Raw genomic sequence first — 25,649 nt, forward strand, 5'->3', positions numbered from 1 at the left:
GCGTGGTTTCCCTATGCACGAAGGGATAGATCTTGAGTTATGATGCCAACATGATGATCCACACTCCTACCGAAGCTGAAGCATTGCGAGCAGAAATCGCCGCACTTGCCGCCCGCATGATTGCGGAAGACGGCGCCGATTACGCTACAGCAAAGCGAAAAGCAGCCAAACAATTACTTGGCAATCAAAAACTCAAAGGCGATGTCTTGCCGGATAACGAGCAAATAGAACAAGAAGTTCGCGAATACAACGAATTATTTTTCGGCGACACACAACCTCAACGACTTTTGCAATTAAGGCAACTCGCTGCAAAGTTAATGGCAGAGCTTGAGCGCTTCAATCCCTATCTGGTCGGCTCGGTATTAAATGGTACCGCTGGCGCTCATTCGGATATCTATTTGCACCTATACACAGACAACAATAAGGATGTTGCCATCTTCTTATTAAATAAAGATGTGCAGTTTGAAGTCTCGGAAACATTTAATAAGCGCAACGAAAGCATAGAAACCCTGAGTTTTATGTTTGAAAACGAAGGCGTTCATCTGGTGCTGCATGACCACGATGCAATCCGCAGTGGAAATGGCAAGGGTATAGAACGCGCCAACCTGAACGCCTTGCAAGCCTTAATCGCGTCTGAAATCTAACATTCATAGAAGCTGAGTTAATGATGAACAAAATGATGAACAAAAAAATAATCTCGCTCGCCGCCATCATGGCAGCACTGGGTCTGAGTCTTGGAATTTACGCCGGGAACCTAAATACCACTCCAGAAACGCCTCAAGACAAGGCCGTCGCACAGTTGCTCGCGAAAACACTGCCAGACAGCGCAGGCAAGCCGCAAGCACTCAATCAATGGCAACATCACTTCCTGGTGGTGAATTTCTGGGCAACCTGGTGCGCGCCTTGTGTACAGGAAATGCCTGAATTATCTGCCTTACAAAAAGAATTCAAAGGTAAATCGACGCAAATCATAGGCTTAGGCATCGATAGCCCAAGCAATATTGCCGAATTTACCAAGAAATACAATATTAGCTATCCCTTATATGTGGCAGGCATGGACGGCAGCGAACTGTCACGACAAATGGGCAACCAGGCTGGCGGTCTGCCTTTTACCATCTTAATTAACGCCGATGGCAAAGTCGTCAAAAGCTATCTTGGACGACTGAAGATGGACGAGCTACGTGCTGACATCACCAAATTTTCTGCGGAAAAGTCAAAGTAAGTCGTTTTTTCCTTGCCAATCTGTAGTCATTAGCGGCAAAATGCGGCCATCTTCGTCAAATTGAATCCGACTATGGCAAGCAAACTGCTGCTACTGAATGGCCCCAATCTGAATTTACTCGGCACCCGTGAGCCTGCTACCTATGGCGCGACGACTTTAGCCGAAGTGGAGGCAGCAGCCTACGCGCAAGCGCAAGCAGTCGGTGCTGAACTGACCTCTTTCCAAAGTAATCACGAAGGCGCTCTGATCGACAGAATTCATGCAGCGCGCCTCGAACAGGTTGATGCCATCGTCATCAATCCCGGTGGTCTGACACATACCAGTGTCGCGTTACGTGATGCGTTGGCTGGCGTCGCCATCCCGTTTATTGAAGTTCACATCTCCAATATCCATTCGCGGGAAGCCTTCCGTCACCATTCCTTTTTATCATCAATCGCGAAAGCTGTGATTTGTGGATGTGGCACTGACGGTTATCGCATGGCTATTGATTTTTCTCTAAAAAATATCTAATTTCTTTTAACTTCGCTTAAATAACGTACATTTTCATTTATTTTAATGTACAATCCGCAATCCGGCAGCATTGCAAGAACTTCAGAATCGTTCTATATTGCGCCCTTCAGATAATTCAGAACTACTTTTTTAAGGGGATTACACATGGATTTAAGAAAACTCAAGACCCTGATTGACCTCGTTGCAGAATCGGACATCGCCGAACTCGAAGTAACCGAAGGCGAAGGCAAAGTCCGCATCGTTAAATCTTCCGCATTACCCCAAAATCAAGTGGTGATGATGCAGCAGCAACCGCAAGCGCATCAACCAACAGCGCCAATGGCTGCAGCGCCAATGCCAGCAGCAGCGCCAGTCGCAGCAATTCCAGAAGGCCAGATCGTTAAGTCCCCAATGGTTGGCACGTTCTACCGCTCCTCTTCTCCAGGTTCCGCTCCGTTTGTTGATATCGGCAAGCAAGTCAACAAAGGCGACACTCTGTGCATTATCGAAGCAATGAAATTATTAAATGAAATCGAAAGCGATTTCGACGGCGTGATCAAACAAATTCTGGTCGAAAATGGTCAGCCGGTTGAATACGGCCAACCACTGTTCGTCATTGGCTAATCCGGGCTAGCGTGTTCAATTTACTGACACCAAGAGCTGCAACCATTGCCACAGCAAAGTTAAATCATGTTTGAAAAAATTCTTATCGCCAATCGTGGTGAAATCGCGCTCCGTATTCAGCGCGCATGCCGCGAGATGGGTATCAAAACCGTGGTTGTGCATTCTGAAGCCGACCGCGAAGCAAAATATGTCAAACTCGCCGATGAATCTGTCTGCATCGGCCCAGCACCATCGAATCTGAGCTACCTCAGCATGCCTGCGATTATCAGCGCAGCTGAAGTGACCGACGCACAAGCGATCCATCCTGGCTACGGTTTCTTATCCGAAAATGCCGATTTCGCCGAGCGCGTAGAGCAATCCGGCTTTGTTTTCATCGGACCACGCGCAGAATCGATTCGCCTGATGGGCGATAAAGTATCCGCCAAACACGCGATGATAGAAGCTGGCGTCCCTTGCGTACCCGGCTCTGAAGGCGCATTGCCTGACGATCCTAAGGTTATCGTCCAAACCGCACGCAAAGTTGGCTACCCTGTCATTATCAAAGCAGCAGGTGGTGGTGGTGGTCGCGGTATGCGCGTCGTTCACACAGAAGCAGCCTTGCTTAATGCAGTCACGATGACCAAGGCAGAAGCTGGCGCGGCATTTGGCAATCCGGAAGTGTATATGGAGAAATTCCTGGAAAACCCACGTCACGTGGAAATCCAGATTCTCGCCGATCAGCACGGAAATGCAATCTGGCTAGGCGAACGCGATTGCTCTATGCAACGTCGCCACCAAAAAGTAATCGAAGAAGCACCAGCACCAGGCATTCCACGCAAACTGATAGAAAAAGTTGGTGATCGTTGCGCTGCTGCCTGCCGAAAAATCGGCTACCGCGGTGCTGGCACATTTGAATTTTTGTACGAAAACGGCGAATTCTATTTCATCGAAATGAATACCCGCGTTCAGGTTGAGCATCCGGTGACAGAAATGATCACTGGCGTGGATATCGTACAAGAACAGATCCGCATTGCTTTCAACGAAAAATTGCGTTTCAAACAAAGTGACATTACGATCAAAGGTCACTCGATTGAATGTCGCATCAACGCTGAAGATCCATTTAAGTTCACACCATCGCCTGGTCGCATTACGTCCTGGCACACACCGGGTGGGCCTGGCATTCGTGTCGATTCCCATGCTTATGCAGGTTACTTTGTACCGCCTAACTATGACTCCATGATAGGTAAAGTGATTTCCTACGGCGAAACGCGCGAACAAGCGATACGCCGCATGCAAATCGCCTTATCAGAAATGGTCGTTGAGGGCATACAAACGAATATCCCGCTGCACAGAGAATTGATGATTGACGCACGCTTTATCGAAGGCGGCACCAATATTCACTATCTGGAACATAAACTGGCAGACATGCCAGATTTGTCGAAGAAAAATAAGTAAAGCTTAAGACCTCGTAATACAGGGGCACAAAGGGCACAGAAGGATTAGAATAGAGTGTATTCTTTATATCAAATCCCGATGTTGCCCTTTGGCGTTTTCTCTGTGCAACTTGCATTAGGTGTATTGGTTTTAACGTAGGAATAGAAAGTAATAGAAAGTAATAACATGGCTTGGATAGAAATTGTCATCGAAGTAGCACGTGCTCATGCTGAGCCTTTATCAGACGCTTTGATGGATGCTGGCGCCTTATCAGTTTCCGTTGAAGATGCAGACGAAGGTACAGAAGACGAAAAGCCCTTGTTTGGCGAGCCTGGTATGGAACCAGATGAAACTGCATGGGATCGTAGTCGCGTTGTTGCATTAGCTGAAGTTGACAGTGACCATGCAAGCATTGTTGCCGAAGCAGCAGCAGCCATCTCCCTGGCAGCAACACCAACTTACACCACTCGTCCAGTCGAAGAACAAGACTGGGTGCGCCTGACGCAATCACAGTTTGCGCCTATCCATATCGGCAAAAACATCTGGGTTGTCCCTAGCTGGCACGATGCCCCGGATGCTGATGCACTGATATTGGAATTAGATCCGGGTCTGGCATTTGGTACCGGCAGCCACCCCACTACCCGTCTCTGCATGGAATGGCTGGAAGCGCACGCACCAAAAGATTTAAGCGTATTAGATTACGGTTGTGGCTCAGGCATTCTGGCGATGGTCGCTAAAAAATTGGGCGCAAGTCATGTGGTCGGCGTGGATATCGATCCACAAGCGATTGAATCAGCAAAATACAATGCAGAACGCAATCAATGCGACATTGAATACGCATTACCGGCCGAATTTGGCGAGGCACACCCGGCGTCTGAAAAATTTAATGTTGTTGTGGCGAATATTTTATCTAGCCCACTCAAATTAATGGCGCCGATGCTGGCCGGGCGCGTAGCGGCCGGTGGCTCTTTAATCTTATCCGGTGTGTTAGCGCGTCAGGCGGAAGAAGTGGCGGCCGCTTATGCACCATTTATTCAACTCAGCGTCTGGGCAGAGCATGAAGGTTGGGTCGCTTTGTCTGGTCAGTTAGCAGGATAATTCCAATGGCACTAGCCACTCGCTGCCCCCACTGCCAGACTACTTTCAGAGTCGCCAATGACCAACTGAAATTGCATGCCGGCCTGGTGCGCTGTGGCTCGTGCCAGCAAACCTTTAATGGTGTTGAACACCTGATTCCACTCGATACCGCCAAAGCGGCAGTTGGCATCACAAGAAGCAATCAGACGACTCCTGCACTGGAAACAAACACCAAATCTGAACCTGCCGCCGCAGTACAAACAGAAGTACAGACTATTCATCAACGCCCGGTTCAGGAACAACCGCCAGCGGAAGTCGAAAACCTTGTCGAGCATACAGAAGCGTTTGATGAGTCGTTCCCTATTCTACCGCCAGATGAGGATGAAGATCATGCTACTCCCGCGCACAGCGACAAGTTAGTAAGTCATGGCGCAGAAGTCAGTGAACAAGTTGAACAATTAAGCGAAACACGCGCTCCGGAACAAGAAGTGCGAGAAGAAGTGCTGCCCGATTCAGCCGCATCACTCGATTTCGATCTTGGTGAAGACGAAAATGATCCAAGCATCCATGCAACGCCACCAGCCAATCTGGCGACAAAAGCAGAACTCGATACCAAAGCCGCCCTCCTCGATTCCACCGATGCGGCATGGTCTGTTACTGATACGGCAGAACATCCAGATCCTGAAATAGATCGAGCGAATGCCACAGATGATGAACTGGCATCACTGCGCTTCGCTTCCGATGCAGCAGATGAAGAGCCGCGCGAACCTTACATTGGCGAGGCAGAGGCCGCACTGGCGCAACATGCGGCACTTTCCGAAGATTCGGTCAGCGATGCCGTAGAAGATGTGAGAGCGGAAGACAAGCCAGATTTTGTACGGAAAGCCGAACGCGAACAAAAGCGCGGACGCATACTACGGATAGCAATGCTGCTTTCTTGTTTGATTTTGCTACCAGCCTTATTGCTGCAATTAGCATATATTTTCCGGGTGCAGATTTCCGCTAACTTCCCAGAAGCACGTCCGGTACTGACGCAAGCCTGTGGTGTCATCCATTGCCAGATTGGTCTGCCAGCGCAAATAGAACATATCACGCTGGAATCGAATGAACTGGAATCACCGCCACCCGATGCAAAGGCTTTTACACTGACCATGCAACTGCAAAATAACGGCACGACAATACAGACATGGCCGCACGTCGAACTGGTGTTAAACGATGAAAAAGACAAGGCCGTGCTGCAAAAAGCCTTTGCCCCGTCAGACTACCTGAATGATAAAAATGCCCTGAGCAAAGGCTTTGCGCCTAAGAGCCAGCAAAACATTAAACTCTATTTTGAATTACCTAAGCTGAAAGCTTCCGGTTACCACGTCAGCGTGTTTTATCCGTAAAACCCTGTAGGTCTGACCGTGGAACAGTCACTATCTTAAGAGTGAAATTAAAAGCGGATCTCCAGCACCGCAGTGCACGTGATCCGCTTTTTATGTTGCTTGGGTAGCCCTACGGTATTAGTGCTTTTTGTGTAAAGCCAGCGCCAACTGCGCACCGACTTTCGCATTATTTTTGACCAGCGCAATGTTCGTCACCAGACTACGGCCGCCAGTCAGCTCTTTTATTCGGCTCAATAAAAATGGTGTGACTGCTTTGCCAGCAATCCCTTGCTGTGTCGCCTCTTGCAAAGCTTGCGCAGTGATGCCATCAATTTCATCTTTAGGCATCGCCTCAGACTCCGGAACCGGATTAGCGACGACTATCCCTCCGCGCAACCCAAGATTCCATTTGGCGTGAATAAAGTCCGCCTGTTCATCAGCAGTATCCAATTGAAAATCGGCGCGGTAACCACTATCACGAGTAAAAAATGCCGGAAACGCAGCTTGCCCAACACTGACGACAGGTACTCCGTGGGTTTCCAGGTATTCCAAAGTCAAACCCAAATCTAGAATAGACTTAGCACCAGCACACACGACCGCAACCGAAGTACGGGCTAACTCTTGCAAATCTGCAGAAATATCAAAACTGGTTTCAGCACCGCGATGCACCCCACCAATACCTCCAGTAACAAATACTGAAATACCAGCCAATTCTGCACAAATCATGGTCGCCGCCACTGTTGTGGCACCGAGTTTTTTACTGGTCAATACATACGGCAAATCACGGCGGCTGACTTTTAATGCATCTTTGGATTGTCCCAGCAGTTCTAATTCCGCATCTGAAAGACCGATGTGAATTTTTCCATTGATGATTGCAATCGTTGCCGGAACCGCGCCCTGTTCGCGAATAATGGCCTCAACCTCGCGTGCGGTCTGCACGTTTTGCGGATACGGCATGCCATGGGAGATGATGGTTGACTCTAAAGCGACGACTGGCTTACCAGACAGTTTGGCAGCACGGACCTCTTCAGAAAAATTCAAATAGGATTGCATGATGTTTCCTCGTTAAATAATGATGGGTGCAAAGTTTGCGCAACCGTCGTTGTTGTTCTTACCGTGATCGCAGCCATTTTCAGCCCGCGTTGGCAGGCCAGAAAGATGTCATCTGCTACTTCATTGAGTGACCAGCAAACGCCTGCGGTAAAAGCATCGCCAGCACCAGTGACATCTGCCACTTCAGCAGCCCCGACATCTTCAGCTTTGCAAAACGTCCAATCATCACGATGCAAACTATTGCTGAACAATACGCCTTCAGCACCTAAAGTGACAATCACATCTTGTACACCTTGCGACTGCAAATGACGTCCAGCCTGGATAATTTCTTCATGGTGAGCGAAAACACGCCCACTGCGCTGCTCCAGCTCACCCTGATTTAATATTAACAAACGTATGCCGCTGAGCTGCTCCGGCAAACGCGCCATTTTAGGCTGGGACACTGCGACGATCACAAGAGGATGTTGATTCTGCTTCGCCTCATCAATCAACAATTGAATACTATCGGAAGGTAAATTCATATCAACAACGGTCAGGACGGCATTCGCACGTTGTTGCTGACGACTGAGCAAGAAAGCCGGCGTCAACGCTTCACACAATTCCATGTGCGCCATCGCTAACACAAGATCACCGGTATCACTCAATAAAGCGGTATAACTACCACTCAATTCACCTTTGACTTGCAGGCTTGCGGACACATCAATACCGACCGAGTCGGCCTGCGCCAGTAAACTCTGTCCTGCACCATCATCACCAACTGCACACAACAGTCGCACTGAAGAACCGAGCCTGGCGAGGTTTTCAGCAATATTGCGCGCCACGCCACCAAAGCTCTCATCCTGACTGACCGGATTAGAGGTACCCATCTGTAATGGCGCTTTACTACGCAATTTGCGATCGATATTTGCACCACCTATACAAATAATCGGGCGACCGTCAGGTAATACATAAGCACGCCCCAGAATGCGACCGTCCTTTGTTAAATTAGCGACATAACCAGCGACCGCTGAACGGGATAATTGCAATTGCTGCGCAAGCTCTTGCTGTGAAATATAGGGGTTTGCGCGTATCAATTCAAATAGCAGATCCCTTTTTGATATTGTTTTATTCATGAGCGCGGCATATGGAAGGACGATAAGGGACTAAAAAAGACTGACTAAGGGAAAACCTATGGAACAATTGTTTAGGACAATAAACATTTGTTTTAAAACTGTCAATCTGGATTGCGAATAATGAATTTCTAGTTAATTTTAAATATATCCACATAAAATCCCTGGCATCAGAGTCAATTCTCATTTGACAGCCAGTGCTATCAGCCCCACAATCTTGATCGCTGAGAATGCACAAAAAAAGCGAGATCAAAATCATAAAAATGACCGCTTGCACTATCACGGAGACGCATCGCAAGTCTTAAAATTGCACAAAATTTCACCAAAAATTGAGAATGCGCTTGACGAGCGCATTTGACCATAGTTAAATACGAAATCGATTGCGCAAACGATTGCGTAATGACTTTTTATCGAGAAAATAGCATTATGAAGCCACGCATAACGGTAGTCGGCAGCGTCAATATGGATTTGGTCTTTCGCACTCCGCGCATGCCTGCGCTTGGCGAAACCTTACATGGCCATGAATTTCGCCAAATTCCTGGCGGCAAAGGCGCCAACCAGGCGGTTGCTGCAGCTCGTCAAGGTGCACAAGTTAACTTCATCGGTGCCGTAGGCGACGATGGATTCGGCGCATTCTCAAAACAATGCTTGTCTGCTGAAGGCATAGATATTACTCATCTGACTACCGTTGCTGGTGTCGCTACTGGTGTCGCCGGCATTCTGGTGGAGGATGGCGGCGATAACAGTATCGTTTTAGCTGCCGGAGCCAATGCCTGCCTGCAGAGTCAACATATAGACGCGGCACGCTCAGGTATCAACGGTGCCCAATTATTGCTGTGCCAGCTCGAAACACCAATTGCTACCGTTGAACATGCGATTGCAGTAGCGCGTGAACAAGGGGTCAAAGTCATTCTGAACCCCGCACCAGCCCAGGATTTGAGCCCAGTGCTCTTGAAACAAGTTGATTTCTTGATTCTGAACGAAACAGAAGCCTCTCAGCTCAGCGGCATCAGCGTCATTGACCAGGTAACAGCGCAAACTGCCTCAGAAAAATTGCTGGCAATGGGCATCGTGACTATTATTTTGACAATGGGTGGCAACGGCGCACTGATCACGCAGCAAGCTGGATCTAAGTTCATTCCGGCAGTGAAGGTTGACGTGCTAGATACAACAGCCGCGGGTGACACCTTTGTCGGTGCATTTGCCGTAGGCATTGCCAACGGCCTTAGCGTGTTGGAAGCCAGTATCGAAGCACAATATACTGCCGCATTGACAGTAACGCGTTTAGGAGCTCAAACATCGATTCCACAACGTCAGGAAGTACTGGATTTCATGGCGCAACGTAAGGCGATGTAAGTGTTATGTTTGCGATGCCTGGGTGCTAACCGTCAGAGTCGCTAGACAAACAACTAAGCAATAAAATAAGCAATATCCATAGCAACATCAGTATTTGATAAAATTTCGCCTCTATGTCAGAGCAAACGCTGCTGACATGTTAGGCTAGTGACAGCGAATATTTTCCGGCTGCAGGAAACCAGAAAACTGGATTAAAACCGCGGCGTATCGCCTTCACACCCCGACATCTGAATAAGGAAGCTCTCATGAAACTCAAGCAAATTTGCCTTTCTCTGGCTGGTCTGTTAGCAGCAAGCAGCGTCTACGCGGCTGATCCTAAAGTCGCGGTAATCTATGACGCGGGCGGCAAATTTGATAAGTCTTTCAATCAATCGGCTTCTGAAGGCGCAGATCGTTTCAAAAAAGAAACCAAAATCAATGTCATTGAAGTGCAGGTCGCCAGCGATACACAAGCTGAACAGATGTTGCGTAATCTGGCACGTAAGAATGTAGACCTGATTGCAGCTATCGGCTTTGCGCAAGCACAAGCAGTACAAAATATCGCCAAAGAATTTCCAAAGACAAAATTTGTGATCATTGATGGCGTTGCTAAGGGCGATAACGTCAACTCCGTTCTGTTTAAAGAGCAAGAAGGTTCTTACCTCGTTGGTGTCGCGGCAGCCTTATCCAGCAAATCGAAAAAGCTTGGCTTTGTCGGTGGCATGGATATTCCTTTGATCCGCAACTTCTCTTGCGGTTATACCCAAGGTGCAAAAGCAACCGACAGCAAAATTGATGTTGTACAAAACATGGTTGGTACCACAACGGCAGCATGGAACGACCCTGCCAAAGGCGGTGAGCTGGCACGCGCTCAAATGGAACGTGGTGTTGACGTAATCTTTGCTGCGGCAGGTGGTAGCGGCATGGGTACTTTGCAAGCAATCAAAGAAAAAGGCAAATTAGGTATTGGTGTCGATTCCAATCAAAACTACATCCATCCAGGCAATATGCTGACCTCCATGGTAAAACGCGTTGATCAAGTGATTTACGACAGCTTTATGGAAGTTAAAAACGGCACCTGGAAAGGTGGCGTGACTTACAAAGGTTTGAAAGAAGGCGGCGTTGACTGGGCGTTGGATAAAGACAATCGTAGCGTAGTGAGCGCCGACGTAGAAAAACGTGTCAATGCAGCGAAGCAAGACATTATTAGCGGCAAGATCAAAGTAGTTGATTTCCGCGATGCAAATAAGTGCCCGGTCTGATTTAAGATCTGGCAAACGGGGCGCTGTTGGATAGCGCCCCGAAATTTTTAGACTAGCGTATTTACCTCTGTCCCCTATTTTTATTATCCATTATCCGGAATCCCGAAAGTATGCAGCCAGCCGTCGAATTTCAACACATCTCCAAACGCTTTGGTGCGGTACAGGCCAATCGCGATGTGAGCTTTTCCATTGAATCGGGCTCGATACATGGCGTCATCGGTGAAAATGGTGCGGGTAAATCGACCCTGATGAGCATTTTGTATGGCTACTATCAGGCAGATAGCGGCAAGTTGCTCATCAACGGTCAGGAACAACAGATACGCAATAGCCACGAAGCCATCGTCTCTGGCATCGGCATGGTGCATCAGCACTTTATGCTCGTAGAAAATATGACGGTACTCGACAATGTGATGCTTGGTGGCGAAGGCGGCTTTCGTTTGGCATCACGCCGCAAAGAAGTCGAAGTAACCTTGCGCGACATCTGTAAACGCTACAATCTCGAAGTCGATCCACTGGATAAAATTCAAGACTTGTCAGTCGGTGTGCAGCAGCGTGTGGAAATTCTGAAGCAAATTTATCGTAGCGCTAACATCCTGATTCTGGATGAACCTACAGCGGTGTTGACGGTACAAGAAACCGCATCTTTGTTTGAAGTCTTGCGTCTTTTCAAAGAGCAAGGCAAGACTATTATCCTGATCACCCATAAACTGCAAGAGATTTTAGAAATCACCGATGAAGTCACGGTGATGCGTGGCGGCACGGTCGTGGGCTCCGTCGTCACCGCTGAAACCAATAAAGAACAATTAGCTGAATTGATGGTGGGTCGCCCGATTGAAACACAATTGCCACGCGCAGCATATGCGCCCGGCGACACTGTGCTGGACGTCAAAGGTCTCAATCTGGTCAATGATCAACAGGTGAGTTTGCTCAAGGATCTGAACTTTAACATCCGTGCTGGTGAAATCGTCGCGATTGCAGGTGTCTCGGGCAATGGTCAGAGCGAGTTACTGGAAATTTTAAGTGGCATGCGTTTGCCGTCCAGCGGCTCGATTACGATGCAAGGAAAAACGCTACCTTATGCTGGACGCAAAGATGCCGACGGCTTGCCAGCCGTGTATCGCGAACGTGGCATAGGTCATGTACCGGAAGATCGTTTGCGTGATGCGGTCGTCAAAAATTTTTCAGTAATGATGAATAGCTTTCTCGGCTACCAAAAGAAGTTAGGCAAAACGTTTGGTTTACTCGATTACAAACAAATTCTGAGTAACTGCAACGAGATGCTGCGCAAATTTGATGTGCGCCCTGCTGATCCGCATTTGCGTATCGCTTTGTTATCCGGTGGTAATCAGCAAAAAGTGGTGATGGCACGTGAGATTGATGCCAATCCAAAACTCATGCTGGTCGGCCAACCAACCCGTGGTGTTGACATCGGCACAATAGAAAGCTTGCACGCGCGCTTACTGGCGATGCGTGATGCGGGTGTTGCCATTTTGTTGGTATCGGTAGAACTGGAAGAAGTCCGCGCATTGGCTGACCGCATCTTAGTCATGTCCAGCGGTGCGATCACCGGTGAATTGAAAGTGGAAGAATTTGATGCAACCCGTATCGGCTTATTGATGGGTGGTTTGCACAAACATTAGTGCGACTGGCCACCATTTCCAATACCCCGACATAAGTTCCGAAAAATAGATAGCTAACAGCGACGATAAAGTTTACACGTATGAATCAAGCCGACCTGCCCCGTTGGGCCAGTACCTTTGCCCTGCCTTTACTGAATTTGTTATCTGCCCTGCTGGTGGCGGCAGGTGTAATTTATTTACTGGGAGAAAATCCCATAGAATCATTACAAATTCTGGTCAATGCAGCAGTGCTTGACCCTGAAGGTCTGGGCTATACCTTGTTTTACGCTGCGACCTTTATCTTTACTGGTCTTTCAGTATCGGTAGCGATGCAAGCAGGTTTGTTTAATATCGGTAGTGAAGGTCAAATGTATATCGGTGGCTTGGGCCTGACGCTGTTAATACTTGCATTAGATACGCATTTACCGGGCTGGATTTTAATACCGCTAGCGATTGCTAGCAGTGCGATTTTTGGTGCAGCGTGGGCATTTTTGCCTGGCTACTTACAAGCAAAACGCGGCAGTCACGTGGTCGTCACGACGATTATGTTTAACTTTATTGCTGCTAACCTGATGAACTACCTGATCATCTTGATGATTCCGGATGGCCAGCAAAATCCTGCAAGTCGTTTGTTCGCTAACAGCTCCTGGTTACCAAAATTAAATGGCTTGTTTCCGATTCTGGGCGAAACACCGTTGAATATCAGTTTCCTTCTCGCTATTGTGGCTCTGGTGATTTACGGTGTTGCGGTATGGCGCACCACATGGGGCTATCAACTGCGCGCCACTGGCTTGAATCAGCATGCAGCACACTATGCAGGTATTTCAATCAAAAAGACCATCATCGTGACAATGATGATTTCCGGTGCCTTAGCGGGCTTGGCGGCGGTTAATTCTGTGATGGGTTCTACGCACTATCTGAACCTGAACTTCCCTGCCGGCGCTGGTTTTATCGGGATTGCGATTGCTTTGATGGGTCGCCAACATCCGGTCGGTATCTTTTTGTCTGCCATTTTATTTGGCGCATTGATACAAGGCGGATTTGACCTTTCATTGGAAAAACCAAATATTCCACCAGAGACCTTTATTTTCATTCAAGGTCTGATAATTTTGTTCTGCGGTGCGATGGAAAATCTATATGCGCCAGCTCTGTCCGCACTGTTAAAACGTAAGGAAAAATGATGTTTGATGATTTTCAATTTTCCAGCATACTGGTGTCCACCATCCGCAATGCCCCAGTACTGATGTTCGCCGCCATGGCAGGCTTGTTTGCCGAGCGCAGTGGGGTGGTTGATCTGGCACTCGAAGGCAAAATGTTAGCTTCTGCATTTGTTTCTGCCGCCGTTGCATTTACCACACAAAATCCATGGCTGGGCGTATTGGCAGGTGTGGGCGTATCGGTTCTCATCGCCCTGATACAAGCCTTTGTCAGCATTACGCAAAAAGGGAATCAATTGGTCGCTGGTATTGCGATCAATATCGCGTTAAGCGGACTGACCTTCGTGCTGGCACAGTTTTTCTTTACGCAAGGTGGCCGTACACCTGATCTGGGTGAAGCACGCTTGTTCGACATCGTTTTACCTGGCTCTGCAGCGGTCGCCAATATTCCGTTTTTCGGTTGGTTTTACACGAAGCTGCTTGGCGGGCATAGTGTTTTAGTCTATCTGGCATTTGGCTTGATTCCTCTGGTGCACTGGGTGCTGTATCACAGCCGCTTTGGCCTGCGTTTGCGTGCCGTGGGTGAGAACCCCCATGCGGCTGATGCGGCTGGTGTGAATGTTGAGCGCACCCGTTTTATGGCAATGATCTGTGCTGGCGTACTGTGCTCGTTTTCAGGTGCTTATTTATCCATCGTGCAAAGCGGATTTTTCTTACGTGATATGTCGGCTGGTAACGGCTATCTGGCATTGACGGCATTGGTGTTTGGTAACTGGCGTCCGCTGCAAACCGCATTGGGTTGCCTGATGTTTGGTTTCTTCACCGCCTTGCAAGTACAAATTGAAGGCGTGGTTTTCCCTGTGATCGGTAAAGTCCCTGGCTCATTAATTCAGATGATCCCGTATGTCGTTACCGTCATCGTACTGGCAGGTCTGATGGCAAAATCGGTAGCACCAAAAGCCATCGGCGTACCATTTGTAAAATCACGATAAAGAATTGATGATCTGGCTGTCACCACGGACACAGTCAGATCAGTTTCAGGAAAAGCGCAATTTACGGCCTCCTTGAACCGGGTCAACCGCAACAAATCGCTTCGCGTCTGGGTTCTGTCCAATGGCCAGCCGGAGTTATTTTTTGGAGAACATCCATGCAAACAAAACACAAAGTCATTTTTGATACCGACCCAGGTGTAGATGATGCAATGGCGCTGTACTTTGCACTCGCGCATCCGGATATCGATGTCGTTGGTATCACCACGACTTTTGGTAACGTCTACGTTGAGCAGGCAACTATCAACGCGCTGTATCTGACACGTATCGCTGGCCGCCATATTCCAGTAGCGCAAGGTGTGAACGTTCCATTGGCAAAAGCAGCTGGTACACCACCTGACTTCATTCACGGTGCTGACGGTTTGGGCAATCTGCCTTCACGTATCGAAGTCGGTGGCAAAGCAGAAGTTGAAAGCGCCGCAGAATTCATCGTCAAAATGGCACGCCAACATCCAGGTGAAATTACGCTGGTGGCAGTCGGTCCATTGGGCAATCTGGGCCTGGCATTGAAGATGGAACCACAACTGCCTAAGTTGTTGAAAAAAGTTGTCTTGATGGCGGGTGCCGTTGATGAACCAGGCAATGTTTCCCCAGTGGCGGAAGCTAACGTATGGAACGATCCTGACGCTGCTGATCTGGTATTTACCGCTGGTTGGGACCTGACTATGGTTGGTCTGGATGTCACACACCGCGTAGTATTGCCTTCGACATTCTTTGCACGTCTGGCGCAACATCATAAACACGTGGCGATGGATACTTTATCCCACGCTGTGAACTTCTACGCCAACTTCTACCAAAGCATTCGTCCAGATCTGGGCCATGCTTGCTACGGTCATGACGTTTTGGCGTTTGTCTGGTTGGTTGCACCAGAAATTTTCGAAACCCAATCTGGCCGCGTACGCGTTGCCAAAGAAGGTATCGGCAATGGTCAGACAATGATGGCAAAACTGCCTATCCCGTATCCACAAGCAGGTTGGGAAGCCAGCAAACCAGAAACCCGCGTATGCATGAAGGTCGATGCAGAAGCGTGCTCCAAACTGATCGATGCAACCTTGAGCAGCAATTGGCTGCAAGCACCTTTGAGCAACTAAGGAGCCATCATGCATATTCAACCAGTTGATTATCGTGATCCGGATGCCGCCAGAAAATTCACTGAAAGCCTGCATCAAACCGGCTTTGGCGTGTTAACGAACCACCCTTTGTCGCAAAATCTGCTCAACACCATTTATCAGGAATGGTATGAATTCTTCCAGACGGATGCGAAGAATCAATACACATTTGATGCTGAAAAAATGGATGGCTATTTTTCGCCAAAAATTTCTGAAACAGCCAAGGGTTTCGCTAAACGTGACTTAAAAGAGTTCTATCACGTTTACCCATGGGGTCGCGTTCCCTCTGAAGTATCGAATGCAGCACGCGAATACTATGTCGAAGGCTCTAAGCTGGCAGCAGAGTTATTGCAATGGGTAGAAGATCATACCCCTGCAGAGATTAAAGCCAAATATTCTATGCCTTTGTCTGACATGATTACAGACAGTGATCTGACTTTGTTACGCGTATTGCACTACCCGCCATTACGCGGCGACGAAGAGCCAGATGCAGTGCGTGCGGCAGCCCATGGCGACATCAATTTGCTGACGGTCTTGCCAGCGGCGACTCAAGCCGGTTTGCAAGTGTTAGGCAAGGATGACGCGTGGCATGACGTACCATGTGATTTCGGTATGTTGATCGTCAATATTGGCGACATGCTCGATGAAGCATCGCAAGGTTACTATCCTTCGACAATTCATCGCGTACTTAATCCAACGGGCGAAGAAGCGAAGAAATCACGTATTTCTTTGCCGCTATTCTTGCATCCACGTCCTGATGTCGTGCTCTCTGAGCGCCACACATCGGGTAGCTACCTGCAAGAACGTCTACGTGAATTAGGCGTTAAAAAATAATACCTCACGATTAGTGACGTTATAAAACAAAGGCATGCCGTTGAACGACATGCCTTTTTCACTGGAATAAAAAATGAATACTCAAGAACTGATCACCGAAGCAAACATTGCTCGTGAACGCGCGTACGCACCTTACTCAAAATTCAAAGTCGGCGCTGCAGTGCTGACCAAAGACGGTAAAGTTTTTCATGGCTGCAACGTAGAAAATGCGTCGTACGGATTATGTAATTGTGCCGAACGCACCGCTTTGTTTAGCGCCGTTGCAGCAGGTTATCGCCCTGGCGATTTCGCCAAAATCGCCGTGACCGGCGACACCGAGGGTCCGATCGCTCCATGCGGTGCATGCCGTCAGGTGATCATTGAACTCGGCGGTCCGGAACTGGAAGTCGTGTTAACAAATATCAAAGGCGATGTCAAAGAAACGACCGCTGGTGCGCAGTTGCCAGATGCGTTTTATTTGAAGCCGGAATAAATAGAGGTAGCTTTGTACCCATGTCCCGCAAGCAGGACATGGGTCTTTATTCACACATCAATGTACCAGTGCAGTAAACGGCGGCACGTAAGCCAACAAGAACACAAACAAGCCAACCAACACCGCTAAAGCCAAGCTATGGAAAAATACGAAACGCAGAATGCTGCTTTCATGTCCATACCAACGTGTCGCAGTACTGGCAACCACGATACTTTGTGCATCTACCATTTTGCCCATCACACCACCAGCACTATTGGCAGAGGCCATCAATACCGGATTTAAACCTAATTGTTCTGCTGTGGTTTTTTGCAAACCACCAAACAAAACGTTGGCTGCTGTATCAGACCCAGTTAAAGCGACGCCCATCCAACCCAATAAAGTACCGAAAATCGGATATAAGCTACCAGTGTGGGCAAACGCAATTCCCAGGGTTGCATCGGTACCCGAATAACGTGTCAGATATCCCAACGCCAGCATCAAGACGATCGTCAAAAGGGAATAGCGCACTAACCAGATGGTGCGCAGATAAATACGCACTAAATCCTGCAGACGGTACTTCATCATGACGCCGCTCAATACACTCGCGATGAAGATACCGGTACCCGTCGCCGACAGCCAGTTAAGCACGTAGACCGCAGACTCCTTATGTGGTGTTGTCACAACTGGCGCAACTTTTTGCACCATATTATTCAGACCGCTGAAAGGAATTTTTAAAATAGAAATCCCGTCAACCCATTTTTTAAATTCTGGCACACCCCAGATAAATACGAGGATCGTCAAAATAACCCACGGCATCCATGCCATCACCAAGGCACGACCATCATGTTTTTTGAAGATCGCAGCGCCCACATCGGCTTCATGTCCATGTGGTCGCTCGCTGGCAACATCTGGTACACCTGAATCATCTGCATGACCTTTTAAAGAAACCGACGTCCAGACTTTAGCGGGTTTCCAGACTTTCAGGAACAAGATCAGACTGACCATAGAAACAATCGCTGCCACCACGTCGACCAACCATGGGCCATGATAGTTAGAGACCAGATATTGTGGGATCGCAAAACTCAAGCCAGCGACCAGAATTGCCGGCCAGATTTGCAACATACCTCTGAAGCCTGCAAACGCCCAGATCAGCCAGAATGGCACCAGTAAAGAAAACAAAGGCAAGATACGACCTATCATGCCGGAGAGTTGCATCAGATCAAGCCCGGTCACTGCTGCCAGCGCAATCACTGGCGTACCCAACGCACCGTAGGCGACTGGAGCGGTATTGGCGATCAGACACAAGCCAGATGCGGCAAGCGGCGAGAAGCCAAGACCGATCATAATCGCCGCAGTGACGGCGACCGGAGTACCAAAACCAGCCGCACCTTCAAAAAATGCACCGAAGCAAAATGCGATCAGCAGCAATTGTATGCGGCGGTCATCTGTGATGTTGGTGAGGCTATCCTGCAACACATTAAAAGAGCCATTTTCTATCGTCAATTGATGCAAGAAAATGATGTTGAGTACAATCCAACCGATTGGCAACAGTCCGTAGGCTGCACCAAAACCGGCAGCATTCCACGCCAAACCAGCTGGCATACCGAAACCCCAGATAGCGACTAACAAGGCGCTAATGAGCCCCAAAGCAGCTGCGTAATGCGCTTTCATGTGACCAAAGGCAATACACGCCAACATCACTACCACCGGTATCGCTGCCATTAAAGCAGACAACCATACGTTCCCTAACGGGTCATACACCTGACTCCAGACCATCTTATCTCCTTGTCGTTTTATTCTTGCATCGAACCTGATTGGCTCTGAGTTTTGGATGGTACGACAGGTAGATGACAGAAAATCATTCGAAAAGCATGAAATGAATTTCAGCGATCGTTGAATTTTTTAGCAGTTTTGAACAAAACAGTAAGCTGCTCAGGTTAAAGATGAGCGCATGCTTGCTCCTTAAAGAAAGCTGATTACCAGACTTATCGTGAAAATCACAAATATATAGCGTCGATAACGAGACTTAAAAATTAAAAAATCCCTACAAAGAATGATCTAACCCCAGAGTAGATTGAAATTGAATTACTCTTTTTTGAGGTTATCCGGCGCATACAAAGGAATTAATATTTCAAACTGAGTGCCATGCCCTTTTTCTGAAATTACTTTCAAACTACCACCTAGCACCGCCTCGACCAGGTTATGACAGATATGCAAACCCAGACCTGAACCACCCTGTCCAAATTTGGTGGTAAAGAAAGGATCAAACACGCGCACAAGATTTTGCTCGGGAATGCCAGCGCCGTTATCTGAGAAGCAAATGAGGGCGTGATCTTGAGTCAAACCGTGCAAACTGGCACTAATCTCGATTTCGCCTTCATCCATATCTTCAAAAGCGTGGAGCAAACTATTATTGAACAAATTAAAAATGACCTGCGTCAAAGGGCCAGGAAAACTATCCATTACCACATCATCAGCAATATCCACCCTCAAATCCAATTTGCGTTTTTTTAATTGCAAACGTAATGTGGGCTCTAATTCTGAAATCAGTTTTTTTAGATTAAATTTTCTGCGCAATTCGCTAGTCTGATCTACCGCAATCGTTTTAAAGCTGACGATTAATTCTGATGCTCGCAAGATATTTGTCGTGAGTAAGTAGCTAGCCTCGTTAAGCGTATTGAAATGGCGTTCCAGTAGTGATTTTTTGAGATTCCCCGCCGCGTATTCTTTCTGCGTCTGATTGACTTTATCGATAAGCGAAGTAGCAACGGTCAAGGCATTGCCGATTGGAGTATTAAGTTCATGTGCGACACCTGCCACTAAAGATCCGAGACTGGCCAGCTTTTCTGAATTTACCAGTTGCGTTTGCGTGTTCTTCAGGTACTGCAAATTATCGGATAGCAATCGATTCGACAGCTCCAGCTCTGAAGTGCGCTGGGCGACTCGTTGTTCCAGGGTTTGATTTAAGACGGTGATTTCTTTGATTTTCTTATCGATTTCAAACGCCATTTGATTAAAATCGTTACCCAGTGCGGCAAGCTCATCACGCCCTGAAATATCAATTTTTTGATCGTAATGACCAGAAACAATTGCTTGACTGGCGCAGGCCATTTGCTTCAACCGACGTGAAATACGCCAGCCTAAAAACAAGGTCACCATCAAAGTCGCCAACATAATCGCAGAAGTTCTGAGCAATGAGCGTTGTTGTTCTCTGGATGTCGCGTTAATTAAGCTTTTAGTAGAAAATCCATATTGTAAAAATCCCGTTTCACGATGGGCTAACAGCAAGGGATTGCGAATATGGATCACACCATCTTTTAAGGCTGCGTTTTCAAACGCACTCTCTGGTGTTGGTATAGCGAGTTTATTTTCAGCGTTTAAGGTGCTCAGTAAAACCTTACCTTCCGAATCAAGAATAACGACATAGATCAAACCGTTTTCAGCATGCTGATCCAGCATTTCACTAAAAAAGATTTTGACAGTTTTGAGGTCGTTCCTGATCACGTAGGTTGATACCGTCATATTCAGTATCTGTGAAGTTTGATTGATGCTCGATTTTACATTTTCAAAAACCGCTGTTTTAAGAGTACGGTTTCCATCATAAAAAACACCCGCAATAAGTAGCGAAAAAGACACCGCCGCAGTTATCGTAAAATAACCAATTAACGAATGAAAAAATCGGCTCAGCCTGACAATCATTTCTCACCTTGGGGTAAGGATTCGTTAGACATCTAAAAATCCAGCTACTTTTACAATGCGTACAAAACGATCTATCTTCAAAGTAATATTATAGGCACATAAATATAACAAGCGTATGGCAGCTTCATATCGTGCAGAAACAGAGCAAACGGAGATAATCGTTAGGTGCAAGTTAACGTTACATCAAACCAAAGAATTTCAAGCTAAGATATGTCAGGAAATTGGTCTTGCCCTGAGAGTCTGTGAAATGACGATCCTTAACCGTACTGGAGAAAACGATGCAACATCGCCAAGAGTTTAACAGTTTGACAGGAAGTTCTGATGAATCTGAACCAATGAATCGCCGTAATTTTATACAAACGGCGGTGGGTGTTGGTTTTGCAGCTGCCGCATTACCAGTGTGTGCGCAAACCGTCATAAAAACCGATAAGACCGGCCTCGAAGACGGCACGGTCAAGTTAGTTGTCAAAGGGCAGCAAGTACCAGCGTATTTCGCTAAACCCCAGGGTAAAAATAAGCTTCCTGTCATTTTGGTCATTTCCGAAATTTTTGGTGTACATGAGCATATCGCCGATGTCGCCAGACGCTTTGCCAAACTGGGTTATCTGGCGATCGCTCCAGATTTGTTCATTCGTCAGGGTGATGTCAATCAATACCCATCCGTCGCAGAACTCATTCAAAACATCATTGCCAAGGTACCCGACGCCCAGGTTATGGAAGATCTGGATGCAACGGTAGCCTGGGCAGAAAATAATGGTGGCGATGTGTCACGATTGGGAATCACTGGTTTTTGCTGGGGTGGCCGTATTACCTGGATGTATTCTGCTCACAATCCAAAAGTCAAAGCAGGAGTAGCGTGGTACGGGCGTCTGGTGAGTGATCCAACACCGTTGTCACCAAACAATCCGATTGATATTGCCGCAAATTTAAAAACACCTATTCTTGGCTTATATGGCGCCAAAGATACTGGCATTCCGGTGTCTACCGTAGAACAAATGAAAGAAGCCTTGGCAAAAGGCCAAAGTGGTTCCGAGTTTAAGGTCTTTGATAACTCGGGACATGCCTTCCATGCGGATTACCGCCCTAGCTACGTAGAAGCAGACGCTAAAGATGGCTGGTCACGCGCCGTGGCATGGTTTAAAACACACGGCGTAGTCTGATACTGACGAGTTCAGAACAATCAATCTGATGATAAAAACAGAGCCGGATTTGCAGAAACTCCGGCTCTGTGTTCTAATTTGCAACCTAGTTGCAAATTAACCTGAGGTTTAAAATTCACTCCACGCTGATTTCCATACTAATCACCACGTCACTCGCTGGTGTATTAAGTATTACTGCCGCCGCGATTTTTTCGTTTTCACTGCTCGCCAAAATGGTAGAACGGATGGTAGCGTTGTCGGTTGGTATTATGTTATCCACATCGTTATTACACGCTTTGCCAGAGGCATTTGAATCCAAAGCTGATCCACACACTTTGTTCGCTTGTCTGCTCGGTGGCCTGCTGGCATTTTTTCTGTTAGAAAAATTTGCTATTTTGCGTCATTCGCATCACCACGAAGGAGACGGGCACCATCACGAACATGGCCATGATGCCCATGAGGCAGGTAAAGCTGGCTGGATGATTTTAGTCGGCGACGGGATGCATAATTTTACCGATGGCATCCTGATTGCCGCGGCATTTTTAGCGAATCCACAGTTAGGTTTTGTCACAGCGTTTGCCATCATCGCACATGAAATACCGCAAGAAATAGGCGACTTTATTGTCTTACTGAATGCCGGATTCAGCCGTACCCGCGCGTATTTGTACAATCTTGCTTGCAGCATGATGGGGGTACTGGGCGGCGTGCTTGGCTACTACACCCTGGAACACGCGAATGGCATGATTCCTTACGTACTGGTCTGTGCGTCTTCCGGCTTCATCTATATTGCCGTCAGCGACCTGATGCCGCAAATGCAGCGCAGAACAACACTGAAAGAAACGATTCCGCAGATTATTCTGGTTACGCTTGGCGTATTGATTGTGCTCTTTGTCACCAGAAATCATTAATTATAGAATTGACGTATAACCGCCCTGACGGCGACCACATCAGTCATAAAAAATGGGAACGTGTGTTCCCATTTTTGTTTAACGCGCAACTGGACGGCTACTGTCCGAACACCACTCACTCCATGACCCGGGGTACAAGGATGCACCTTTGAGTCCGGCAACTTCTAAGGCTAGTAAATTATGGCAGGCAGTAACACCAGATCCACATTGCATGATTGCTTTTTCTGGTCGTGTTAGCAAGGCAGACCATTCTGCATGTAATTGATCTGCTGTTTTAAAGTGCCCATCCGCCTGCAGATTGTCTTTAAAGAAGCGATTCAGCGCACCGGGAATGTGTCCACCTACCGGATCTATCGTTTCATTTTCACCGCGATAGCGATCAGCTGCCCGCGCATCAACCAAAATAAATTCTGCACTAGTGATGTTCGCAAATACCGCAGCCACATCAACTTGAGCGACCAACGATGTTTGCTCCGTCATTGCACCAGAACGTGCAAGTGGAACATCCGTCGTAAGTGGCAAAGACAACGCGTTCCAGGCAGGTATGCCACCATCCAATACTGCCACAGCGGCATGACCAACCCAACGTAACATCCACCATAAACGCGCCGCAAACATGCCGCCATGTGCATCATAGGCAATCACCTGGGTGTCATTGCTAATACCTAAACGACGCAAAGTTTGTATGAACTGCTGCTTGTCTGGTAAAGGATGGCGACCACGAAACACGCCATCAACACTCACTTTAGGTGCTGATAGTGATTGATCAAGATGCACAAATTGGGCTTGTGGTATGTGCCCAGCCGCGTAAGCCTGAGAACCAGCATTGGTATCCATTAAGTCATGTCGACAATCGAGAATCACCCAACGTTCGTCACTGATATGAGTAAATAAATCTTGTGCGCTGATCAGCGTGGAATATGTAGGTAAGTGCATGGGCAACTCCGCAATGTGTTCAGTGTTGAAATTATGGGCGGGATGCAAATTCTAACTCTCATATTCAAGTCGAATTTGGATACTCGATACCAACTTAAGCACTACGACAATATCACATTGTTTTGGCTGAGATGTCATTGGCAGATGTAGGGACGAAAAAAAAGCACGCCATTCCGAGCGTGCTTTTTGGAGATTTTTGTAAGGGAGATGCACCCGCCGTACAAAAGCAATTTAAAACGACATACGGCGACGGTACCAGTCGTGGAAATGTTGCATACCATCTTCCATCGGTGACTGATACGGACCAACCTGATTTTCACCACGATCGAGCAAAATTTTACGGCCGGCATCCATACGCAAACCGATTTCATCATCCTCGATACAAGTTTCCATGTACGCAGCACGTTCTGCCTCGATGAATTCGCGTTCGAAAAGCACGATTTCTTCGGGATAATAAAACTCAACCACATTGCGGGTTTTACCGGTCGCAGTCGGCCATAAGGTAGAAACTACGAGAACGTGTGGATACCATTCGACCATGATATTCGGGTAGAGAGTCAACCAGATGGCACCGTATTTTGGTGGTTCGCCATTACGGAATTGCAGCACCTGCTCTTGCCACTTACGGTATTTTTCGGAACCTGATTTGAGCAAACCACTATTCACACCAACGGTTTGTACGCTGTAATCTTCGCCGAATTCCCAGCGCAGATCGTCGCAAGTCACAAAACTACCGAGACCAGGATGGAATGGTTCGACGTGATAATCTTCCAGATAAACTTCGATAAAAGTTTTCCAGTTGTAATCACATTCATGCACTTCCACGTGATCCAGCATATAGCCAGTGAAATCAAGGTCTTTGGTCACGCTGAGTTGTCCCATGCGTTCCATCACGTTATAACCATTTTGTTCAAACAACAGACCATTCCAGTTTTGTAATGGCGTGCGCTTTAAATTCAGACACGGCGTGTCAGCAAAATGTGGCGCACCGATGAGCTCACCTTTGAGGTCATAGGTCCAGCGGTGCAAAGGACAAACGATATTATTAGTGTTACCACGGCCGTTAAACATCAGCGCCTGACGATGACGACAGACGTTAGACATCAGCTCGATGCCATGCGCATTGCGCACCAGCATACGACCTTCATTTTCGGACTGTAAAGTCGCAAAGTCACCCACGTTGGGTACCATCAGTTCATGACCGACGTAACGTGGACCAGCTTGGAACAGGTCTTTGATTTCACGTTGCAACAACGTTTCGTCAAAATACACATGCACCGGAAGTTGCGCGTCAGAACGCGCGAGTGTAGACAAAGAAGCCAGATCGGACATCCCCACCCCCCAAATTAATTTGCACCAACCTAAGAGAGAAAGAATCCACAAAAACCTGTTTTCGACTGGGGTTTCAGACCAGCCAAAAATTCAAACGATCAAACGACTTGAAGAGGAAATTTTGGACAGAACCCAAAATTATACCTGAAAAAATGAAATTTGCTCCAAATTCGTATAAATTCTGAGAGAAATCAAGTCCTTAGCGTAAATCAACAGGCACGTCAGAATGTGTCATGAATAACACATTCTTGTTTTTTAGTAAAAAACATCTAATCATCAAGATCATTTTCTAAATATTCTTTCAAGTTAATTTTTGCCCTATGAGCAAGTGCTAATACCACTTTCGTTCAGACCAATTTAATTATCTTTTAGGCATCTAATTTTGTTGCACAGCAACTTGCTATTCACTTTCACGACAAACTAATCTCAATCAGGCTGAATTAACGATGTACTTCAGCCCCGCCC

General features: G+C 47.4%; 23 protein-coding genes. 17 read left to right on the forward strand and 6 right to left on the reverse strand.

Annotated elements, in window-relative coordinates; all coding sequences use genetic code 11:
- The first annotated feature begins 50 nt into the window (after positions 1 to 50).
- The 7 genes from H8K32_RS03070 (at position 51) to H8K32_RS03100 (ending at position 6,213) form a co-directional block, all read left to right on the forward strand.
- Positions 51 to 644 carry a hypothetical protein gene (locus H8K32_RS03070; protein WP_186911236.1) on the forward strand — a complete coding sequence of 198 codons (594 nt, stop codon included), beginning with the start codon at positions 51 to 53 and terminating at the stop codon, positions 642 to 644.
- A 32-nt stretch (positions 645 to 676) separates the two neighbouring features.
- Positions 677 to 1,222 carry a TlpA family protein disulfide reductase gene (locus H8K32_RS03075; protein WP_343067921.1) on the forward strand — a complete coding sequence of 182 codons (546 nt, stop codon included), beginning with the start codon at positions 677 to 679 and terminating at the stop codon, positions 1,220 to 1,222.
- Positions 1,223 to 1,294: 72 nt separating this feature from the next.
- Entirely contained in the window at positions 1,295 to 1,732 is a 438-nt protein-coding gene (gene aroQ, locus H8K32_RS03080) for a type II 3-dehydroquinate dehydratase (protein ID WP_186911014.1), read from the forward strand.
- A 144-nt stretch (positions 1,733 to 1,876) separates the two neighbouring features.
- Entirely contained in the window at positions 1,877 to 2,335 is a 459-nt protein-coding gene (accB, locus tag H8K32_RS03085; protein ID WP_186911015.1) for an acetyl-CoA carboxylase biotin carboxyl carrier protein, read from the forward strand.
- 66 nt (positions 2,336 to 2,401) lie between these two features.
- A complete protein-coding gene (accC, locus tag H8K32_RS03090) occupies positions 2,402 to 3,769 on the forward strand; it encodes an acetyl-CoA carboxylase biotin carboxylase subunit (protein WP_186911016.1) in 1,368 nt (455 codons plus the stop codon).
- A 165-nt stretch (positions 3,770 to 3,934) separates the two neighbouring features.
- Positions 3,935 to 4,846 (forward strand): 50S ribosomal protein L11 methyltransferase, encoded by a 912-nt coding sequence (prmA, locus tag H8K32_RS03095; protein WP_186911017.1) that lies wholly within the window; start codon positions 3,935 to 3,937, stop codon positions 4,844 to 4,846.
- A 5-nt stretch (positions 4,847 to 4,851) separates the two neighbouring features.
- Entirely contained in the window at positions 4,852 to 6,213 is a 1,362-nt protein-coding gene (locus tag H8K32_RS03100) for a DUF3426 domain-containing protein (RefSeq protein WP_186911018.1), read from the forward strand.
- A 117-nt stretch (positions 6,214 to 6,330) separates the two neighbouring features.
- Here H8K32_RS03100 and H8K32_RS03105 read toward each other — a convergent pair whose 3' ends face one another.
- A complete protein-coding gene (locus tag H8K32_RS03105) occupies positions 6,331 to 7,245 on the reverse strand; it encodes a pseudouridine-5'-phosphate glycosidase (RefSeq protein WP_186911019.1) in 915 nt (304 codons plus the stop codon).
- Positions 7,230 to 8,357, reverse strand: a complete 1,128-nt coding sequence (locus H8K32_RS03110; RefSeq protein WP_186911020.1) for a carbohydrate kinase family protein — start codon at positions 8,355 to 8,357, stop codon at positions 7,230 to 7,232. Before H8K32_RS03110 ends, H8K32_RS03105 begins: the two co-directional genes overlap by 16 nt.
- A 423-nt stretch (positions 8,358 to 8,780) precedes the next feature.
- On the opposite strand from H8K32_RS03110, the gene rbsK reads away from it, so the two are divergent.
- From rbsK to H8K32_RS03150, 8 genes are all read left to right on the forward strand, one after another.
- Entirely contained in the window at positions 8,781 to 9,710 is a 930-nt protein-coding gene (gene rbsK / locus H8K32_RS03115) for a ribokinase (RefSeq protein WP_186911021.1), read from the forward strand.
- A gap of 245 nt (positions 9,711 to 9,955) precedes the next feature.
- Positions 9,956 to 10,951: a BMP family lipoprotein gene (locus H8K32_RS03120; RefSeq protein ID WP_186911022.1), complete on the forward strand. Its 996-nt coding sequence runs from the start codon at positions 9,956 to 9,958 to the stop codon at positions 10,949 to 10,951.
- Positions 10,952 to 11,061: 110 nt separating this feature from the next.
- On the forward strand, positions 11,062 to 12,591 hold the full coding sequence (locus H8K32_RS03125; RefSeq protein WP_186911023.1) for an ABC transporter ATP-binding protein: 1,530 nt from the start codon (positions 11,062 to 11,064) through the stop codon (positions 12,589 to 12,591).
- 80 nt (positions 12,592 to 12,671) lie between these two features.
- A complete protein-coding gene (locus H8K32_RS03130) occupies positions 12,672 to 13,751 on the forward strand; it encodes an ABC transporter permease (RefSeq protein ID WP_186911024.1) in 1,080 nt (359 codons plus the stop codon).
- Positions 13,748 to 14,719: an ABC transporter permease subunit gene (locus H8K32_RS03135; RefSeq protein WP_186911025.1), complete on the forward strand. Its 972-nt coding sequence runs from the start codon at positions 13,748 to 13,750 to the stop codon at positions 14,717 to 14,719. The genes H8K32_RS03130 and H8K32_RS03135 overlap by 4 nt, the downstream gene beginning before the upstream one ends.
- A 155-nt stretch (positions 14,720 to 14,874) precedes the next feature.
- Complete coding sequence (locus H8K32_RS03140; protein ID WP_186911026.1) at positions 14,875 to 15,867, forward strand: nucleoside hydrolase; 993 nt, start codon at positions 14,875 to 14,877, stop codon at positions 15,865 to 15,867.
- A 9-nt stretch (positions 15,868 to 15,876) separates the two neighbouring features.
- Positions 15,877 to 16,719 (forward strand): isopenicillin N synthase family oxygenase, encoded by an 843-nt coding sequence (locus H8K32_RS03145; RefSeq protein ID WP_186911027.1) that lies wholly within the window; start codon positions 15,877 to 15,879, stop codon positions 16,717 to 16,719.
- A gap of 73 nt (positions 16,720 to 16,792) precedes the next feature.
- Positions 16,793 to 17,191, forward strand: a complete 399-nt coding sequence (locus H8K32_RS03150) for a cytidine deaminase (protein ID WP_186911028.1) — start codon at positions 16,793 to 16,795, stop codon at positions 17,189 to 17,191.
- 57 nt (positions 17,192 to 17,248) lie between these two features.
- Here H8K32_RS03150 and H8K32_RS03155 read toward each other — a convergent pair whose 3' ends face one another.
- Entirely contained in the window at positions 17,249 to 18,946 is a 1,698-nt protein-coding gene (locus H8K32_RS03155) for an L-lactate permease (protein ID WP_186911029.1), read from the reverse strand.
- A 309-nt stretch (positions 18,947 to 19,255) separates the two neighbouring features.
- On the reverse strand, positions 19,256 to 20,692 hold the full coding sequence (locus H8K32_RS03160; protein ID WP_186911030.1) for a sensor histidine kinase: 1,437 nt from the start codon (positions 20,690 to 20,692) through the stop codon (positions 19,256 to 19,258).
- Positions 20,693 to 21,147: 455 nt separating this feature from the next.
- Between H8K32_RS03160 and H8K32_RS03165 the strand changes: the two genes are divergently transcribed.
- Positions 21,148 to 22,029: a dienelactone hydrolase family protein gene (locus H8K32_RS03165; RefSeq protein WP_186911031.1), complete on the forward strand. Its 882-nt coding sequence runs from the start codon at positions 21,148 to 21,150 to the stop codon at positions 22,027 to 22,029.
- A gap of 134 nt (positions 22,030 to 22,163) precedes the next feature.
- A complete protein-coding gene (locus H8K32_RS03170) occupies positions 22,164 to 22,916 on the forward strand; it encodes a ZIP family metal transporter (protein WP_390312936.1) in 753 nt (250 codons plus the stop codon).
- A 78-nt stretch (positions 22,917 to 22,994) separates the two neighbouring features.
- Here H8K32_RS03170 and H8K32_RS03175 read toward each other — a convergent pair whose 3' ends face one another.
- Complete coding sequence (locus tag H8K32_RS03175) at positions 22,995 to 23,852, reverse strand: sulfurtransferase (RefSeq protein WP_186911032.1); 858 nt, start codon at positions 23,850 to 23,852, stop codon at positions 22,995 to 22,997.
- Positions 23,853 to 24,083: 231 nt separating this feature from the next.
- Positions 24,084 to 25,184 carry an aromatic ring-hydroxylating oxygenase subunit alpha gene (locus H8K32_RS03180; protein WP_186911033.1) on the reverse strand — a complete coding sequence of 367 codons (1,101 nt, stop codon included), beginning with the start codon at positions 25,182 to 25,184 and terminating at the stop codon, positions 24,084 to 24,086.
- Positions 25,185 to 25,649 lie beyond the last annotated feature (465 nt).

The sequence above is a fragment of the Cognatundibacterium jejuense genome (assembly GCF_014284255.1).
Lineage (GTDB): Bacteria > Pseudomonadota > Gammaproteobacteria > Burkholderiales > Burkholderiaceae_D > Undibacterium > Undibacterium jejuense.